Annotated in this window: 16 protein-coding genes and 1 riboswitch; of the genes, 13 read left to right on the forward strand and 3 right to left on the reverse strand. The window is 47.7% G+C overall.

Features of this window, described 5'->3' with window-relative positions:
* The first annotated feature begins 34 nt into the window (after positions 1-34).
* The 9 genes from gspH (at position 35) to cysQ (ending at position 6676) form a co-directional block, all read left to right on the forward strand.
* Positions 35-625, forward strand: coding sequence for a type II secretion system minor pseudopilin GspH (gene gspH / locus Q0852_RS17080; protein WP_299019968.1), 591 nt, complete (start codon positions 35-37; stop codon positions 623-625).
* Entirely contained in the window at positions 622-984 is a 363-nt protein-coding gene (gene gspI, locus Q0852_RS17085; protein WP_299019970.1) for a type II secretion system minor pseudopilin GspI, read from the forward strand. The genes gspH and gspI overlap by 4 nt, the downstream gene beginning before the upstream one ends.
* Positions 971-1642 carry a type II secretion system minor pseudopilin GspJ gene (gspJ, locus tag Q0852_RS17090; protein WP_299019971.1) on the forward strand — a complete coding sequence of 224 codons (672 nt, stop codon included), beginning with the start codon at positions 971-973 and terminating at the stop codon, positions 1640-1642. Before gspI ends, gspJ begins: the two co-directional genes overlap by 14 nt.
* Complete coding sequence (gene gspK, locus Q0852_RS17095) at positions 1642-2649, forward strand: type II secretion system minor pseudopilin GspK (RefSeq protein ID WP_299019973.1); 1008 nt, start codon at positions 1642-1644, stop codon at positions 2647-2649. Before gspJ ends, gspK begins: the two co-directional genes overlap by 1 nt.
* Positions 2618-3901 carry a type II secretion system protein GspL gene (gene gspL, locus Q0852_RS17100; RefSeq protein WP_299019975.1) on the forward strand — a complete coding sequence of 428 codons (1284 nt, stop codon included), beginning with the start codon at positions 2618-2620 and terminating at the stop codon, positions 3899-3901. The genes gspK and gspL overlap by 32 nt, the downstream gene beginning before the upstream one ends.
* Positions 3898-4374, forward strand: a complete 477-nt coding sequence (locus tag Q0852_RS17105) for a type II secretion system protein M (RefSeq protein WP_299019977.1) — start codon at positions 3898-3900, stop codon at positions 4372-4374. Before gspL ends, Q0852_RS17105 begins: the two co-directional genes overlap by 4 nt.
* A gap of 2 nt (positions 4375-4376) precedes the next feature.
* A complete protein-coding gene (locus tag Q0852_RS17110; protein WP_299019978.1) occupies positions 4377-5135 on the forward strand; it encodes a type II secretion system protein N in 759 nt (252 codons plus the stop codon).
* A 146-nt stretch (positions 5136-5281) separates the two neighbouring features.
* The gene (gene nudE / locus Q0852_RS17115; protein WP_299019979.1) at positions 5282-5833 is read left to right on the forward strand and encodes an ADP compounds hydrolase NudE; all 552 of its coding nucleotides are present in this window, start codon (positions 5282-5284) and stop codon (positions 5831-5833) included.
* A 9-nt stretch (positions 5834-5842) separates the two neighbouring features.
* Positions 5843-6676: a 3'(2'),5'-bisphosphate nucleotidase CysQ gene (cysQ, locus tag Q0852_RS17120; protein WP_299019981.1), complete on the forward strand. Its 834-nt coding sequence runs from the start codon at positions 5843-5845 to the stop codon at positions 6674-6676.
* A 53-nt stretch (positions 6677-6729) separates the two neighbouring features.
* On the opposite strand, the gene sthA is transcribed toward cysQ, so the two are convergent.
* Entirely contained in the window at positions 6730-8145 is a 1416-nt protein-coding gene (sthA, locus tag Q0852_RS17125; protein ID WP_299019982.1) for a Si-specific NAD(P)(+) transhydrogenase, read from the reverse strand.
* Between the two features lie 323 nt (positions 8146-8468).
* Between sthA and fabR the strand changes: the two genes are divergently transcribed.
* Together fabR and Q0852_RS17135 are read left to right on the forward strand one after the other, a co-directional pair.
* Complete coding sequence (fabR, locus tag Q0852_RS17130; protein WP_299019983.1) at positions 8469-9101, forward strand: HTH-type transcriptional repressor FabR; 633 nt, start codon at positions 8469-8471, stop codon at positions 9099-9101.
* 23 nt (positions 9102-9124) lie between these two features.
* On the forward strand, positions 9125-9499 hold the full coding sequence (locus Q0852_RS17135; protein WP_299019984.1) for a YijD family membrane protein: 375 nt from the start codon (positions 9125-9127) through the stop codon (positions 9497-9499).
* A 101-nt stretch (positions 9500-9600) separates the two neighbouring features.
* On the opposite strand, the gene trmA is transcribed toward Q0852_RS17135, so the two are convergent.
* The gene (trmA, locus tag Q0852_RS17140; protein ID WP_299019985.1) at positions 9601-10707 is read right to left on the reverse strand and encodes a tRNA (uridine(54)-C5)-methyltransferase TrmA; all 1107 of its coding nucleotides are present in this window, start codon (positions 10705-10707) and stop codon (positions 9601-9603) included.
* A 147-nt stretch (positions 10708-10854) separates the two neighbouring features.
* Positions 10855-11081, forward strand: a riboswitch (cobalamin riboswitch).
* A gap of 38 nt (positions 11082-11119) precedes the next feature.
* Here trmA and Q0852_RS17145 point away from each other — a divergent pair.
* Together Q0852_RS17145 and murI are read left to right on the forward strand one after the other, a co-directional pair.
* Positions 11120-13060, forward strand: a complete 1941-nt coding sequence (locus Q0852_RS17145; protein ID WP_299019986.1) for a TonB-dependent receptor — start codon at positions 11120-11122, stop codon at positions 13058-13060.
* Positions 13061-13215: 155 nt separating this feature from the next.
* Positions 13216-14007 (forward strand): glutamate racemase, encoded by a 792-nt coding sequence (gene murI / locus Q0852_RS17150; RefSeq protein WP_299019987.1) that lies wholly within the window; start codon positions 13216-13218, stop codon positions 14005-14007.
* Here the strand turns inward: murI and Q0852_RS17155 are convergent.
* Complete coding sequence (locus Q0852_RS17155) at positions 13976-14434, reverse strand: RNA-binding protein (protein ID WP_299019988.1); 459 nt, start codon at positions 14432-14434, stop codon at positions 13976-13978. The genes murI and Q0852_RS17155 overlap by 32 nt on opposite strands.
* Positions 14435-14899: the final 465 nt, after the last annotated feature.

Raw genomic sequence — 14899 nt, forward strand, 5'->3', positions numbered from 1 at the left:
GGAGCCGCCTTGGACGACCCAGAGGCTGAGTTGAATGAAGAAGCGTGCAGCAGGTTTTACCCTGATTGAGATCTTACTGGTATTGGTTTTATTGGCGACCAGTGCTGTGGCCGTGATTATCATGTTGCCTGAAAGTAAGGAAGACATTGTGAAAGAGGAAGCCGCACGTTTCCACCATTTGGTTCAGCTTCTGGGGGAAGATGCCCTGCTTAACGGTATCGACTACGGTGTTCGCGTTGAGCGGCACCGGTATCAGTTTCTTCAGCTAACAAGTAAAGATTGGCAGCCAGTTAAGGAATCCCGTTTTTTCACTGAGGTGGAATTGGATAAAGCGATTACCTTGCAGGTTGAGATTGGCGGTTACTCCTGGCAAGACAAAGATCGTCTGTTTAAGCCTGGTTCGCTGTTTAATGAAGACTTGTTTGCTGAACAAACTGACAAAAACAAAATCAAGCCGCCGCAAGTGGTGGTGATGGCCAGTGGTGAATACACACCATTTACCCTGGAATTCGAAATTGATGGGGAAAATCAGTTCTGGCGGGTTCAGGCTGATGAGCTGGGACAGCTGTACCTGCTTCCTCCCGGAGAAACAATCAAGAGCCAGAAAGAAAGGGAAACGCGATGAGGAAAGGCAATCGCGGCATGACCTTGTTGGAAGTGCTGGTAGCGCTGGCAGTGTTTGCCACTGCGGCCCTGAGTGTGATGAAGGCCGTCAGCCAGCATCTGAATACCTTGGGTTTCCTGGAAGAGAAAACATTTGCGGCTATGGTCGCGGACAATGAGCTGACCAAAATGCGACTGTCCGGACAGATCCCTGCGTCTGAAAAACGGGGCAAGTCGGAATTGGCTGGCCGTGAATGGTACTGGTCGATCAAAAGTACCAAAACCGCGGATGGTTTTTTGCGGGCTCTGGATGTGACAGTGACAAAAGATGAAGCAAGAAAACAGTCGGTGGTGACGTTGAGAACCTATGTTGAAAATTAACCGACAATTTCCCCGGAAGCAGCCGAAGGGCGCACGTCAGGGCGGTTTTACATTGCTGGAGGTGCTGGTGGCGATTGCCGTCTTTGCCATGCTGAGTGTTTCGGCTTACCAGGTAATGAATGGCGTCCAGCGTAGTGATCAGCTGTCGCGTGAACACAATACGCGGTTGCAGCAAATCCAGCGTGCGATGGTGATGATGGATAATGATTTCCGCCAGATCGTCGCCCGTAAAACTCGATCTCAGGGTGAAGACTCGTCGGATAAGTTATTACTCAGCGGTGAGTATCTGCTTGATTCAGCCAGTATGGGGATCCTTTTCACCCGTACAGGTTGGCAGAATCCGCAGCAGATGTTCCCTCGTGGTGAAAATGTCAGAGTCGGTTACCGGATTGTCGACGACACCCTTGAGCGGGTGTGGTTTCGTTATCCGGATACCGTTGTCGGAACTGAGTCATTGGTTCGTCCGATACTGGCCGATGTCACTAAGCTGTCGTTCCGCTTTTATAGCAAGAAAAAATGGCAGGAAAAATGGAGCCAGGCCGGAGCATTGCCCGAGGGGATCATGGTGAAAATGACCCTGGAAGACTATGGCGACATTGAACGGATATATATGTTGCCGACTTCTGTCCTGCAGGCAAAACAGCAGGAGGGCAGCTAATGAAAAAACAACAAGGTGTCGCCCTGATTGTTGTTTTGATGCTGCTGGCATTGATGACCCTGATTGCGGCTCAGATGAGCGAGCGGTTGCAACTGAACTTCTACCGGGTAGAGAACCAATTGCAGAACCAGCAGGCGTATTGGTATGCGTTGGGAATGGAAGAGCTGGGCAAGGTCGCGATTCAGCAAGGCATTGATGACAGTGATACTGTCAACCTCAGCCAGGCATGGGCCACCGAGGGGCAGCGTTACCCGCTCGATGGCGGAGAAGCGATAGGCGATATCGTCGATCGTCAGGCTTGTTTTAACCTTAATGCCTTGTCCGGCGTTAAGCCGGAAGCTGACAGTATCAAGAAGCCTTTTTTAGTTCGTTATCTGCAAGCTATTTTAGAAGAGGCCGGAGTCGACAGTTATGAGGCTGAAGTGGTGGCTGACTCCAGCTGGGAATATGTGGATGCGGCGGAAGGCGTTAATTCGTCCTTTGGTGCAGGTGACAGTACTTATGAAGGTTTCCAGCCATCTTACCTGCCCCCACGGGATTTGATGGCTGATGTTAGTGAGTTTCGTGCCGTCAACGGGGTAACTGCCCAGATTTATAATAAGGTGAAGCCGCTGCTGTGTGCGCTCCCAAGCACTGAGATGAAGCTGAATGTGAATACGATTCGCGAGCACCAGGCGGCCCTTTTAGTTGGGGTGTTTGCCCCGGCATTGTCTTTGTCGGATGCCCAGAAGCTGATTGCTGATCGTCCTTATGATGGTTGGCAGGATATTCAGGATTTTATGGCTTCCGGAGCAATTAACGGCCTCAGCGCCGATATCAAAAAGCAGGCTCAGCCTCATTTGGATGTGAAAAGCGATTATTTTCAATTGGACACAGAGATCCTGGTCGATAGGTCCAGAGTCAGGTTAGTGGCCTTACTCAAACGTGATGGTCAAGAAAAGGTGACGGTTGTGCGTCGCCGTTATGGAGGAATCAGTGAGCGAATTTCTGACAATAAGGCTAAGTAGCCGGCCTGAACAGCCGGTGCAATGGCTGGTCTGGTCGCCACAGCAGAAAGAAGTGATTGCATCTGGCCAGCTGGCTGATCTTTCGCAGTTAGATGAATTGGCAGATTATGCTGCGCAGCGTCCGGTTTTTGCACTGATCCCTGCTGGTGATTTGCTGTTGACTCAAGTGACAATTCCGTCCGGAAGCGGACGTCAGCTGGCAGCGGTGTTGCCCTATTTGCTGGAAGAGGAATTGGCGCAGGATGTCGACTCATTACATGTACACCTGCTGAGGCGGGAAGGCAATACGGCTCATGTCGCAGTAATCGAGCACAGTAAGGTGAAGGCATGGCTGGCTGCGCTCAATAAGGCCGGCATTGAAGTGAAAAAGCTTCTGCCTGACTGTTTATGTCTGCCGCTGTTTAATGACAGTTACACAGCCGCTGAGCTGGAAGGGCAGTGGTTGATCCGTCAGTCTGAGTCACAGGGCGTGGGGGCCGAAGCTTCCTGGCTAGGTAGTTGGCTGCTGTCGCAGAAAGCACCGGTGACACCAGATCTTGAGCAAGGCGTAGACGAAGAGGAGTCAGAGTCCGAAGCGTCGAAGACGGAGGATGATAATGCCGCTTCGCCAGAGTTGCTGATCCGCCATTATACACCGGCACCTAAATCGGTTCCGGGTAAGTGGCAGGCGGAAACTCCAGAGCTGGTAATGCAATTGTTGGCGCTAGGGGCAGAAGCGAGCAAAGTAAATTTGCTGTCTGGGCCATATAAACCTCAGTCAGCATGGCGTAAGCACCTTAAACCGTGGCGAAACGTGGCGGTAGCCGCCGGGCTGGTGCTGGTAGCCGTTGTTGCTGAGCATGTTGTATCAGTACAGCGGATGGAAAATCAGGCGCAGGTTTATAAGGCTGAAAGTGAGCGGATTTTCCGTCAGGTCTTGCCACAGTTTAAGCGGATCCCATCCCAGAGTTATCTTAAACGCCAGGTGAAAAGCGAACTGGCTCGTCTTGGTGGGGCTGGCAATGAGCAGGGGCTGCTTCCCTGGCTGGCCGAGCTGCAGCCTGCGCTGAGCAAGGTATCCCAGTTATCGATTCAGAATCTGAAATACGATCAAAATCGTTCGGAACTGCGCTTCCAGGCTAGCTCGACTGAATTTCAGCACTTTGAACAGTTGCGTTCTTTACTGGCGGAAAAATTCGAAGTCCAGCAAGGACAATTGAACAAAGAAGGTGAGCAGGTGACCGGAGCTGTGGTGCTAAGGAGAAAATCATGAATGCGTGGTGGAAGGCCTTGAGTGCCCGTGAGCAACGGCTGGTGTTAGGTGGTGGTATCGCCTTGCTGGTTGCAGTGTTGTATTGGGGGTTCTGGCAACCTTTGGAAAACCGTGCCGAGGTGGCTGAGAATCGCTTGCAGAGTGAACGCCAGATGCTGAACTGGATCAGTGCCAAAGCCGATGAGATTACTACCTTGCGCAGGCAGTCCGGTTCGACCGGTTCGGTCAGCAATAAGGGCTTGAACCAGGTGGTGAATGAGACAACCCGCCAGTTCCGGATTGAGTTGATCCGGATGCAACCTCGTAGTGAGGCAGTACAGGTTTGGGTTAAGCCTTTACCATTTAATACTCTGGTTAACTGGCTGGCTTTCCTTAAGAAGGAGCATGGTATTGATGCACAGTTCCTGGATGTATCAAAAACCGATAATGCCGGTATGATTGAGGTGAGTCGTTTACAGCTGGGCCGAGGATAGTCGTGAAGTATAAATTAGGATTAGGCGTTTCGTTTGGCGCCGTATTGGTAGCAAGCCTTGTTGCTCATATCCCGGCTAGCTGGGTTTGGCAGCAGGTGCCACCGGTTCATGGATTAAAAGTATCAGGAATGAGTGGTACGCCTTGGCAGGGCACGGCCTCGCGAGTTGAATGGCAAGGCCAGAATTTTGGCCGCCTGCAGTGGGACATGCGTGTCGGGTCGCTGTTTACCGGTAAGCCGGCATTTAATGTTCGCTTTGGTCAGGGCAGTGAGATGAATCTCAATGGTCGCGGGCTGGTTGGCTACGCATCTGCCGGACCATTTGCCGAGAAGCTGCTGGTTTCGATGCCGGCGCAGCAGGTGGTGAAGTATGCCAGGGTACCGGTGCCAGCAACCGTTGCTGGTAATCTGGAGCTGACATTACGAGATTACCAGTATCAGGCACCCTATTGCTCGGTACTTGATGGCTCACTGGTTTGGAGTGCTGGGAATATTACCTCGCCGTTGGGTGAGCTGAAGCCTGGGCCGGTGATTGCCGATTTACAGTGCGACCAGGGTAAAGTTGTCGCAGCTGTTAATCAGTCGTCAGTGGCGGTATCTAGTGAGTGGCAGGCTGAATTGGCAACCAATCAGGGATACACTCTCAATGGCTGGTTCAAGCCAGGGGCTGAGTTTCCACCTCAGCTAGGCAAGCAGCTGAAGTGGTTGGGTAATCCGGATCCGAAAGGACGCTACAAAATCAACTACAGTGGTCGCCTTTAATAGTTGAGTTATTTAGTCAACTTAACGCTTTCCCCATAATTTACTTTATTTCACTTGGCTATTGCCCTTAAATAGCTACTACTGGCGTGCAGATACTGATTAGCGGTATCTGTATCCAGGTTCGGATGGTGATACAGGATAACGGCATGGCTGCGGACAAAAACAAACCTGAAATCTTGGCGACGGAAGTGGTTGCCCAATCTCGGCTCTTCAAAATTGAATCTCTTGATTTGCGATTTTCAAATGGTGTTGAGCGAACCTATGAACGGATGAAGCCGAGTGGTCGTCATGCCGTGTTGGTCGTGCCAGTGACAGCAGAAGGTGATTTGTTGTTGATCCGGGAATACTCGGCAGGAACGGAGCAGTATGAGCTGGGATTTCCTAAAGGGCTGATTGACCATGGTGAGTCGGCGGCCGAAGCGGCAAACCGTGAACTCAAGGAAGAAATAGGCTTTGGGGCTCACAGTATGCAGCCGCTTAAGGAAGTTGTGCTGGCACCTTCTTATTTTTCCAGCCGGATGACCTTGTTCCTGGCTCAGGAGCTGTACTCCGAGCGCCTGGAGGGAGATGAACCCGAGCCTTTGGAAGTGGTACGTTGGCCGCTTAATCAGGCCGAGGAGCTGCTCCATCATCTGGATTTTTCCGAAGCACGTAGTATCACAGCGCTTTTCCTCGCATTAAAACAACTATCACAGTAGGAGCGAGCTATGGATTTATCGAACCTATTACCTTCAGTAATCGACATTGCCCGAGCTTCCGGGCAGGTTATCCTCGATATTTACCAGCACGGACAATTTGAGAAGCAACTGAAAACGGATAATACGCCGGTAACCAGTGCTGATTTGGCCGCCCATAAACTGGTAATGGAAAAGCTTACCGAGCTGACTCCGGATATTCCTGTTCTTTCTGAAGAAGATTCAGCTATTCCGCTTTCAGAGCGTAGCCAGTGGCAGCGTTACTGGCTGGTGGATCCTCTTGATGGAACACAGGAGTTCATTGCCGGTAGTGGAGACTTTGCCACCATCATTGCCTTGGTTGAAAACCATCAGCCGATAATGGGGGTGGTTTATGCGCCGATCTCCGGAGTGGTATATTATGCCTACCAAGGTAAGGGAGCTTGGAAGACGACGCCGGAAGGGGAAACCGTACGGATCTCAACTCATAAGCATGAATTGCCGACTCAGTCGATTGCAGTGGCTATCAGCCGTCGTCAGGATATCAGTGTGATCATAGGTCGTCTTGACCCATCACTCAATTATGATTTGGTGCCATTGGGCTCGGCAGCCCTGAAGTCATGTCTGGTTGCCGAAGGCGCGGTCGATTGCTACTTGCGCCTGGGGCCAACGGGTGAATGGGATACAGCGGCGACCCAGTGTATTGTTGAAGAGGCTGGTGGGCGGATCCTTAATACCCATTTGACGCCGCTCTCTTACAATGAGCGTGATACACTGGAAAACCCTAACTTTATTACCTTAGGTGATGAGGGTCTGCCTTGGTCTTCGATACTGACACCTGACAATCGGATGATGGAAGCCAAATAAGCGTAAAAAACGGAGCAAAAGCTCCGTTTTTTATTGTGTGTGTTTTATGTCGTTCAGAATAATCGGTTCAGGCCATTGAGTGCGGCAACCCTGAAGGCTTCAGCCATTGTCGGGTAGTTGAAGGTGGTATTGACGAAATAATCGATGGTATTGCCTTCGCCTTTTTGCTCCATGATCGCCTGACCGATGTGAATGATCTCGGCGGCACGCTCTCCAAAACAGTGGATCCCCAGGATCTCCTTGGTCTCTCGGTGGAAGAGAATTTTCAGGCTGCCGACTTCTGTCCCGGCAATTTGTGCTCGTGCCAGGTGTTTGAACTGCGAGCGCCCGACTTCGTAGGGGACTTTCTCTGCGGTGAGCTCCTGCTCGGTTTTTCCAACCGAACTGATTTCAGGAATGGTGTAGATGCCGGTAGGAATGTGATCGATAAGTTGTCCTTGGGCAGCTCCGTTGGTGATGGCTTGGGCGACAAAACGTCCTTGGTCATAGGCCGCACTGGCTAGGCTCGGGTAGCCAATCACATCGCCGACAGCATAGATGTGTTCGACGTCGGTACGGTAGTTTTGATTGACTTTAAGCTGGCCACGGGCGTCAGGGGTTAGTCCTACTTTGTCTAAGTTTAACTGGTTGGTATTACCGGTCCGGCCATTGGCGTACAGCAGGCAGTCGGCACGCATTTTTTTGCCTGACTGCAAATGGAGGATTACGCCGTCTTCCGTCCCTTCAATTTTCTCGTAAGTTTCGCCATTGCGGATCATCGCTCCGCTATTCCACAAGTGGTAAGACAGCGAGTCTGAGATTTCATTATCGAGAAATTCCAATAGCCTGTCCCGCGTGTTGATTAAATCGACCTTAACCCCTAACCCACGGAAAATCGAGGCGTATTCACTGCCGATCACTCCTGCTCCATAGATGATGATATGGCGGGGGTCGTGCTTGAGCTGGAGGATTGAATCGCTGTCATAAATTCGGCGGTGGTTAAAGTCCACATCTGCAGGATGGTAGGGGCGAGAGCCCGTGGCGATGACAAATTTGTCAGCACTGTAGATATCGTGGCTGTTATCCGGCGCTGTGATTTTAATGGTGTGGTTGTCTATAAAGCTTGCCTCACCAAAGATGAGCGTACAGTGGTTTCGGTCATAAAAGCCTTGTCGCATGCGGGTTTGTTTGTTGACGACATCCTGGGCATGGCCAAGGATTTGGCTAAAGGTACTGTGCAGGGTGGAGTTGTTTTTGCAGTAGAGCGGGTTTTGATTGAATTCGATGATCCGGCTGACGGCATGACGCAAAGCCTTAGATGGTATGGTACCCCAGTGAGTACATCCGCCACCGACACTTTCTTCCCGCTCGATGATTGCGATATTTAAGCCTGCTTTGGTGAGCCCCATGGCGGCACCTTCCCCTCCAGGGCCACTGCCGATGACGATGGCATCAAAGTGCAGGAGACTCTTTTTTGTAGACTTGGTCATGGTTTTACCTTTCTTATCATCCGTGCAACATTGCTGTTGCTATAGTTTAACTTCTTGTCGGTGTGGTGAGAATCGGTGGTTGATGATAGGTAGCGAATGATCACGTTGTAGAACGGAAATACCACCAAAAGAGAATACGGTGACAGTAAAGATGTAGTCTGTCAGTTTGTGAGCCAGTAGTTAAAAGTAACAATTACTGCTTTGATTCAGCTAGCATCAGGAATTACTATGTTTTGATCGTCATTAAAATGGCGATTCACGCTGAAGACGTGAGTAAAAGCGCGTATAGTTGCAGAAAAAGGTTACAGAGAAACAATAGGTTCATGGGTATTAGGGCTCAGCAAAAAGAAAAAACCCGCCGTTCACTTATCGATGCTGCATTTAATCAGCTTAGTGCGGAGCGTAGCTTTTCTAATCTTAGTTTGCGGGAAGTGGCGCGGGAGGCCGGTATCGCTCCGACGTCTTTTTACCGCCATTTTAAAGATATGGATGAGCTGGGTTTGACGATGGTTGATGAAGGCGGTTTGATCCTTCGTCAGTTAATGCGTCAGGCTCGCCAGCGCATTGCCAAAGAGGGTAGTGTGATCCGTACCTCTGTAGAAACATTTATGGAATTCATTGAAAGCAGCCCGAACGTGTTTAGGTTGCTTTTGCGCGAGCGTTCAGGAACTTCCCCCGCGTTTCGTGCGGCTGTTGCTCGTGAGATCCAGCACTTTGTGGCTGAGTTGACCGAGTACTTAGAAGCCAAAACCGGTGTTACCCATGATGAAGCTTACACTCAGGCTGAAGCATCGGTCACGCTGGTGTTCAGCTCCGGCGCCGAGGCGTTGGATCTGGATAATCATGCTCGGGCAGAGCATGCAGAAAGACTGATCATGCAATTAAGAATGATTGCAAAGGGTGCCTATTGGTATCGTAAAGAGCGTGAGCGTCGAGAGCTCAGGCAGAAACTCTAACTTTATTTTGTTGGTGAAAGGATATGAACAAGGAACAAGTAAAAGCTGAGCGTAAAACGCTAGTCCTATCTTTGTTGGCGGGTCTATGTGGTAATGCGACATTGGCTGTTTTCACATCGAGCGCTGTTTCGTTTTCTGTTTTCCCTGTTATTGCATTTGGTTTGGCGGCGTACTGCCTGTACCAGGAATACCTGAACAAGCCGATGGCTGAGGGTACTCCTGCAATTGCATTTGCCTGCTTCCTGGTCGGCGCATTTGGATACTCGGCCTTCCTGCGTGCTCAAACACCGGATATGGGTTCTAACTTCCTGCCGCTGATGATTGCCCTGGGTTTGCTGTTCTGGATTGCTTACAAGCTGGGTATCACGAACCCTAAATCAAAAGCTGCTGATGCTTAAGGTTTTCTCGATGTAAAAAAGGCGCCGATGACGCCTTTTTTGTACCTGTTTTATATGATTAGGTGCGTCAATCCATTAGGGATAGCGCTAGGTCGTTAATCTTATTTTCGTTCCAGCAATACACCCGCTTCCATGTGGTGGGTATATGGGAACTGATCGAACAGGGCAAAACGGGTTATGTTGTGCGTTTCACTCAGGATCTCAAGGTTTTCCTTCAGCGTATCCGGGTTGCATGAGATATACATGATACGGTCGTAGCCCTGCACCATACGACAAGTGCCTTCGTCCATACCTGAGCGTGGAGGATCAACAAAGATAGTGTTGCAGTTGTAGCTTTGTAGATCGATGCCCTGATCTTTCAGACGGCGGAATTCGCGCTTGCCTTCCATTGCATCGGTAAAGTCTTCTGCAGACATACGGATGATTTGGACGTTGTCGATATTGTTGACGGCGATGTTGTACTGTGCTGAATCTACTGATGGTTTTGCTAGTTCGGTGGCAAGTACACGCTCGAAGTTTTGTGCCAGTGCCAGTGAGAAGTTGCCGTTACCACAGTACAGTTCTAGCAGATCGCCTTCGCTGTCCTGGGTACAGTCTACAGCCCACTCCAGCATTTTCTGTGCTACTTCGCCGTTAGGTTGGGTAAAGCTGTTTTCGACTTGTTTGTAAGTCAGGGTACGATCATTAACCTTGAGCTTTTCAATAACAAATTCTTGGTCCAGAACGATCTTTTGCTTACGTGCACGACCAATGAAGTTCAGGTTGAAGCCTTCATCGTTCAGGCGTTGCTTTAGGGAGTTGGCTTCTTTTTTCCACTCTTCGTCAAGTTGGCGGTGGTATAGCATAGAAACCAGGATTTCACCGCTCAGTGTTGACAGGAAATCAACCTGGAAAAGTTTATGACGTAGTGCTTTTACAGGTTTTAGCGCATCAACCAGTAGCGGCATTAGGTCGTTGATCAGGCGGCTGGCTGCCGGAAACTGATCGACGCGGTATTTTTCGCGTGTTTCCTGGTTGAACATGATGTAATACAGGTCTTCACCTTCATGCCATACACGGAATTCAGCACGCATGCGGTAATGCTCGGCAGGTGAGGCGAACACCTCAAGTTCAGGGGTTTCAAAATCTGCAAAGATATTTTGAATACGCTCTGCTTTTTCATCCAGCTGCGACTGGTAGTCAGCTGGATTGATTGCGGTGGATGCCATCTCGGATGCCTCAAACTGCTCAAATTAAGAGCGCAGATTTTATTGCATTGCTGACCGATGTCCAGTGTTGCCCTGATAAAAGTGTCGTTGGCAGGGATTATTTATATGCAATACCAAACAAAACTAGACATTCACCGGAATGGTATTTAGCATTTATTTTGCGCTGGTTAGCCTGATTTCAGGTTGGGGAATACGGTGGGAATCCGTGACTGACGCGCAGCGGTGATAGAGAACGAAAGCACATGGACGATAGTTCCGAACACTGCTTCTTCCGGCTGTGCAATGCAGCATTCAGAAGTGGGAAGTTGTTGCCTTAGGTGGTTATTCAACCTTGCTCTTAAGTCCGAAGACCGACCAGTGTAGCAAGCAGAAAAGCTGCTTTGTTATAAACGCGACTTAAGGTATCCATTAAATGAAGAAAACGTTATTAGCAGTGGCGTTAGCCCCGCTGTGTTTCCAACCTAATGCTTTTGCAGCAGAAACCGCTCCCGATGAGACTATGGTAGTTATTGGCCGTAGTGTGAATGTAAACTCCATCGAGGATATTCCTGCAAATGTCACTGTTATTGATCAAGATGAAATTCAAGCAACCGGAGCTAGTGATTTAGCCTCTCTATTACGTGGCCGAGCAGGTATTCAACTATCTGACACCAATAGTGGACCAGTGTTTTCTTTGCGTGGTTTCGCTGGTGAACAGGCTGCACACAATACGCTTATTTTGATTGATGGCCGCCGATTGAACAAAGCTGATTTATCTGCACCTCGGCTTAACGCTATCGCTTTGAGTCAAATTGAGCGAGTTGAAATTTTGTCGGGTAGTGCAGGCGTCCTTTATGGTGATCAGGCTGTTGGTGGTGTTATCAATATCATTACGAAAGCACCTCAAAAGCCTGGAGGAAGTATTGGTGCAACAGTTGGAAGCTTTGATACTTATGGTTATCGAGGTGATGTTTATGGTCCTATTAATTATGACTGGCGCTATTACTTAGCTGCGAATCAAATTAATAGTGATAACTATCGAGATCACAATACAAGTGAAGATGGTTCAATTATAGGTAGGCTTGAATTTAGTCAAGATGATAAGCGGTTTTTCGCTGAGGTGAGTTATTTTGATTCATATAGAGAATACGCAGGTTCTTTAACTAAAGAGCAGTTTGAAGATAATCCGAAACAAGCAAATGCTGGCAGCCTGCAAGATTACAATCATGAGATTACCACGGCATATCGCGTCGGCTATCGTCAGGGCTTCATTGAGTCATGGGATGTTAATGCGGAGCTAACTTATGATGATACGGATGCTAATGGTTTTCAGTCTGGTAAAAATAGCAAAGACAGTGAGCACTTGTTTACAGCATTTCAACTGGAAGGTGCACTTCCTGCAGCGAATGGCGATGTAAATATTCTTATTGGCGTTGATTTCTCGAATAAAGAATTTGATTATCTATCAAGTTTTATCGACCGAGACAATGAGCAACAAACTATCAGTGCTTATACACAAGTACATTATCCGGTATTAAACGATCTAATTGTAACAGCTGGGGGACGCTACTCTGAAGTTGAGGATCGTCTTAGAGATAAAGTTGCCTACCCAGCACCATCCAATTTGAAGGAAAATGCACACGCCCTTGAATTGGCTTTGAATTACTACATCAATGACGAGCATCGTGTTTATGCACGTGTTAATGAAAACTTTCGTTTTGCTAAAGTCGATGAACAAGCATTTACACCACCAGATGTTATTGGTTTAAAACCTCAAACGGGTAATTCAATTGAGACGGGTTGGTCGTATGCAGGTATTGAATTAACGACGAATTTGAACTTTTATCGTCTAGATCTTGAAGATGAAATTGTGTTTGACAGTAGTGCTCAAGCACCTGAAGGTGCTTTTTTTCCTCAGGGGGCAAATATTAATTCCGATGCGACTCGCCGGTATGGTGTTGATGTTAGTAGTTATTGGGATGCATCAGATTTTGTGTCTTTAGGTGTTGAATATCACTATATTGATGCTGAATTTGTAAAAGGTAGCAATAAGGGTAAGGATATTTCTTGGGTTGCACCTCATACGGGGCGTGTATTTGGGACGTTGACATTTTTACGTGATTGGCAGGTTTTTGCGGAGTCAGTATACACAGGAAGCAAATATAAGGATGGAGATAATGCCAATAATCATAGTAGGTTAGAGGCTTATTGGCTTGTTAATGTAGCACTGAATTATATGTTTAATGATTGGCGAGCAAGTTTACGGGTCGATAATCTTGCTGATGAAAGCTATCCAAGCTCAGCTAATCAATGGGACGCTTACTATTCTGGTGATGGCCGAAAAGTGACTTTAGCTGTTGATTATCAATTTTAATTTGATTTCAAGCCGCCTTCGGGCGGCTTTTTAGTACTAGGGTGTATTCATAACATTGAAGAAATTGGTCACTTTGATAGCTAGCATCATTTTTTATCTGGTAAAGATCGCAGTATGATGAGCGCCCTGAGATTAATTTCTGTATGTGGTGAAAAGTGAAACGGGTACTCATTTTTGATTCTGGTGTTGGTGGATTATCGGTTTACCAGGAAATCTATGCTCAGTTACCCCATGTTCAATATGTCTATGCATTTGATGATGCTGGCTTTCCATACGGAGAACTGCCTGAGGACGTATTAATTACACGAACGATGCATATTGTTTCTCTCTTGGTTGAGCGCCATAACATCGACTTGGTGGTGATCGCCTGTAATACGGCAAGCACTATTGTCCTGCCAACATTACGTTCCCAATTAGGCATTCCTGTGGTTGGCGTTGTCCCTGCGATAAAACCGGCTGCACTGATCAGTGAGCGCAAATCTATTGGGCTGTTGGCTACGCCTGCTACAGTAAAGCGTGAATATACCAACCAGCTTGTCAGCCAGTTTGCCAGTGATTGTGAAGTTTATCGTATCGGCTCCACTCGCTTGGTTGAAATGGCAGAAGCTAAGCTGCGTGGAATAGCGGTGCCGATGAAGGAGTTGGCAGACATTCTTTTCCCTTGGCAGGATAAAGTCGACAGTATTGTTTTAGGCTGTACTCACTTTCCGTTAATTAAAGATGAAATTGCTGAAGTGTTTGGATCGCCGGTAAATATTATTGATTCGGGCTTGGCAATTGCGAATCGAGTGAAAGCGTTGCTGGGAGAAATAGATTATCTTCGTCCTGGCTCTGCGGTGAACCTTACATACAACAGCGCCGCGCTAAACCATCACGCGACGCTGAATCAGAGTTTAAAAGGAATGAAGTTAGAGGCTATTCAGTCTCTAAACTATCCGCAGTTTTAGGTTCGTTGGCTTCTCTTACTTTTAGAGTGCGTTGACCATATTCTTTGTTGTTTAGCTGCTCGATAGCGTGTTCGGCATCTTTGCTGCTCATTACCACGAAGCCAAATCCTCGTCGTTTACCTGTTCGCTTATCTTTCATCAGGCGAACGGCAAAGACTTCACCGTGCTCGGCAAAGAGTTTCTTTACCTCATTTTCATTGGCTCGGTAAGGCAAGTTACCAACATAGAGGGTTTTGCTACTTTGAGAAGAATCTACATCTTGAACAGATGGGTGGGTTTGTTGTAAATGATTGACAGCGAGGCCTGCCGCGATAGCTCCTATAGCAAAACTGATACCTGATGATAAAGAAATAATAAAGCTAAACAGTAAGGCCCCGATAACGGCAATAGCAGCTATCGCTATCATAATTGGATTGGAAAATTTCATATTCAAAGCTACATCGTCATAAATAATTATAAGAAGAGGTGTTATTGGTTATTTTAACAACAGAGTCACATTGATATTACTTTCATTGACTTGCAATTGCTAGTTAGTGAATGTGACGGTCCTCCAATGTTGAAATTGAAGGCATTTATCTCACATTAGCTGAAATAATCATCATGTGGCTATTTTTTTAAAAAAAAAGACTTGTCAGGGTGATCGAAGTCTCTATAATGCCGCCTCACCGACACGGAGTACGGCAATTTAAGCCAGCGACGTATCGGATTGTTCTTTAACAATTTGACCATGCAATCTGTGTGGGCACTCGTGAAATGATTAGTCAAACCTTTTGCTTTCACTTTTTAAAAGTGAAAGCAAATATGGCATCAATGAACTGAGTGACCAATACAAAATAGCTTACGTTATTTTGGCACAGTCAATTCTTATCTTTTATAGATAATTATCAGTATT

This window comes from uncultured Photobacterium sp. (genome assembly GCF_947502415.1).
In the GTDB taxonomy this organism is placed as follows: domain Bacteria; phylum Pseudomonadota; class Gammaproteobacteria; order Enterobacterales; family Vibrionaceae; genus Photobacterium.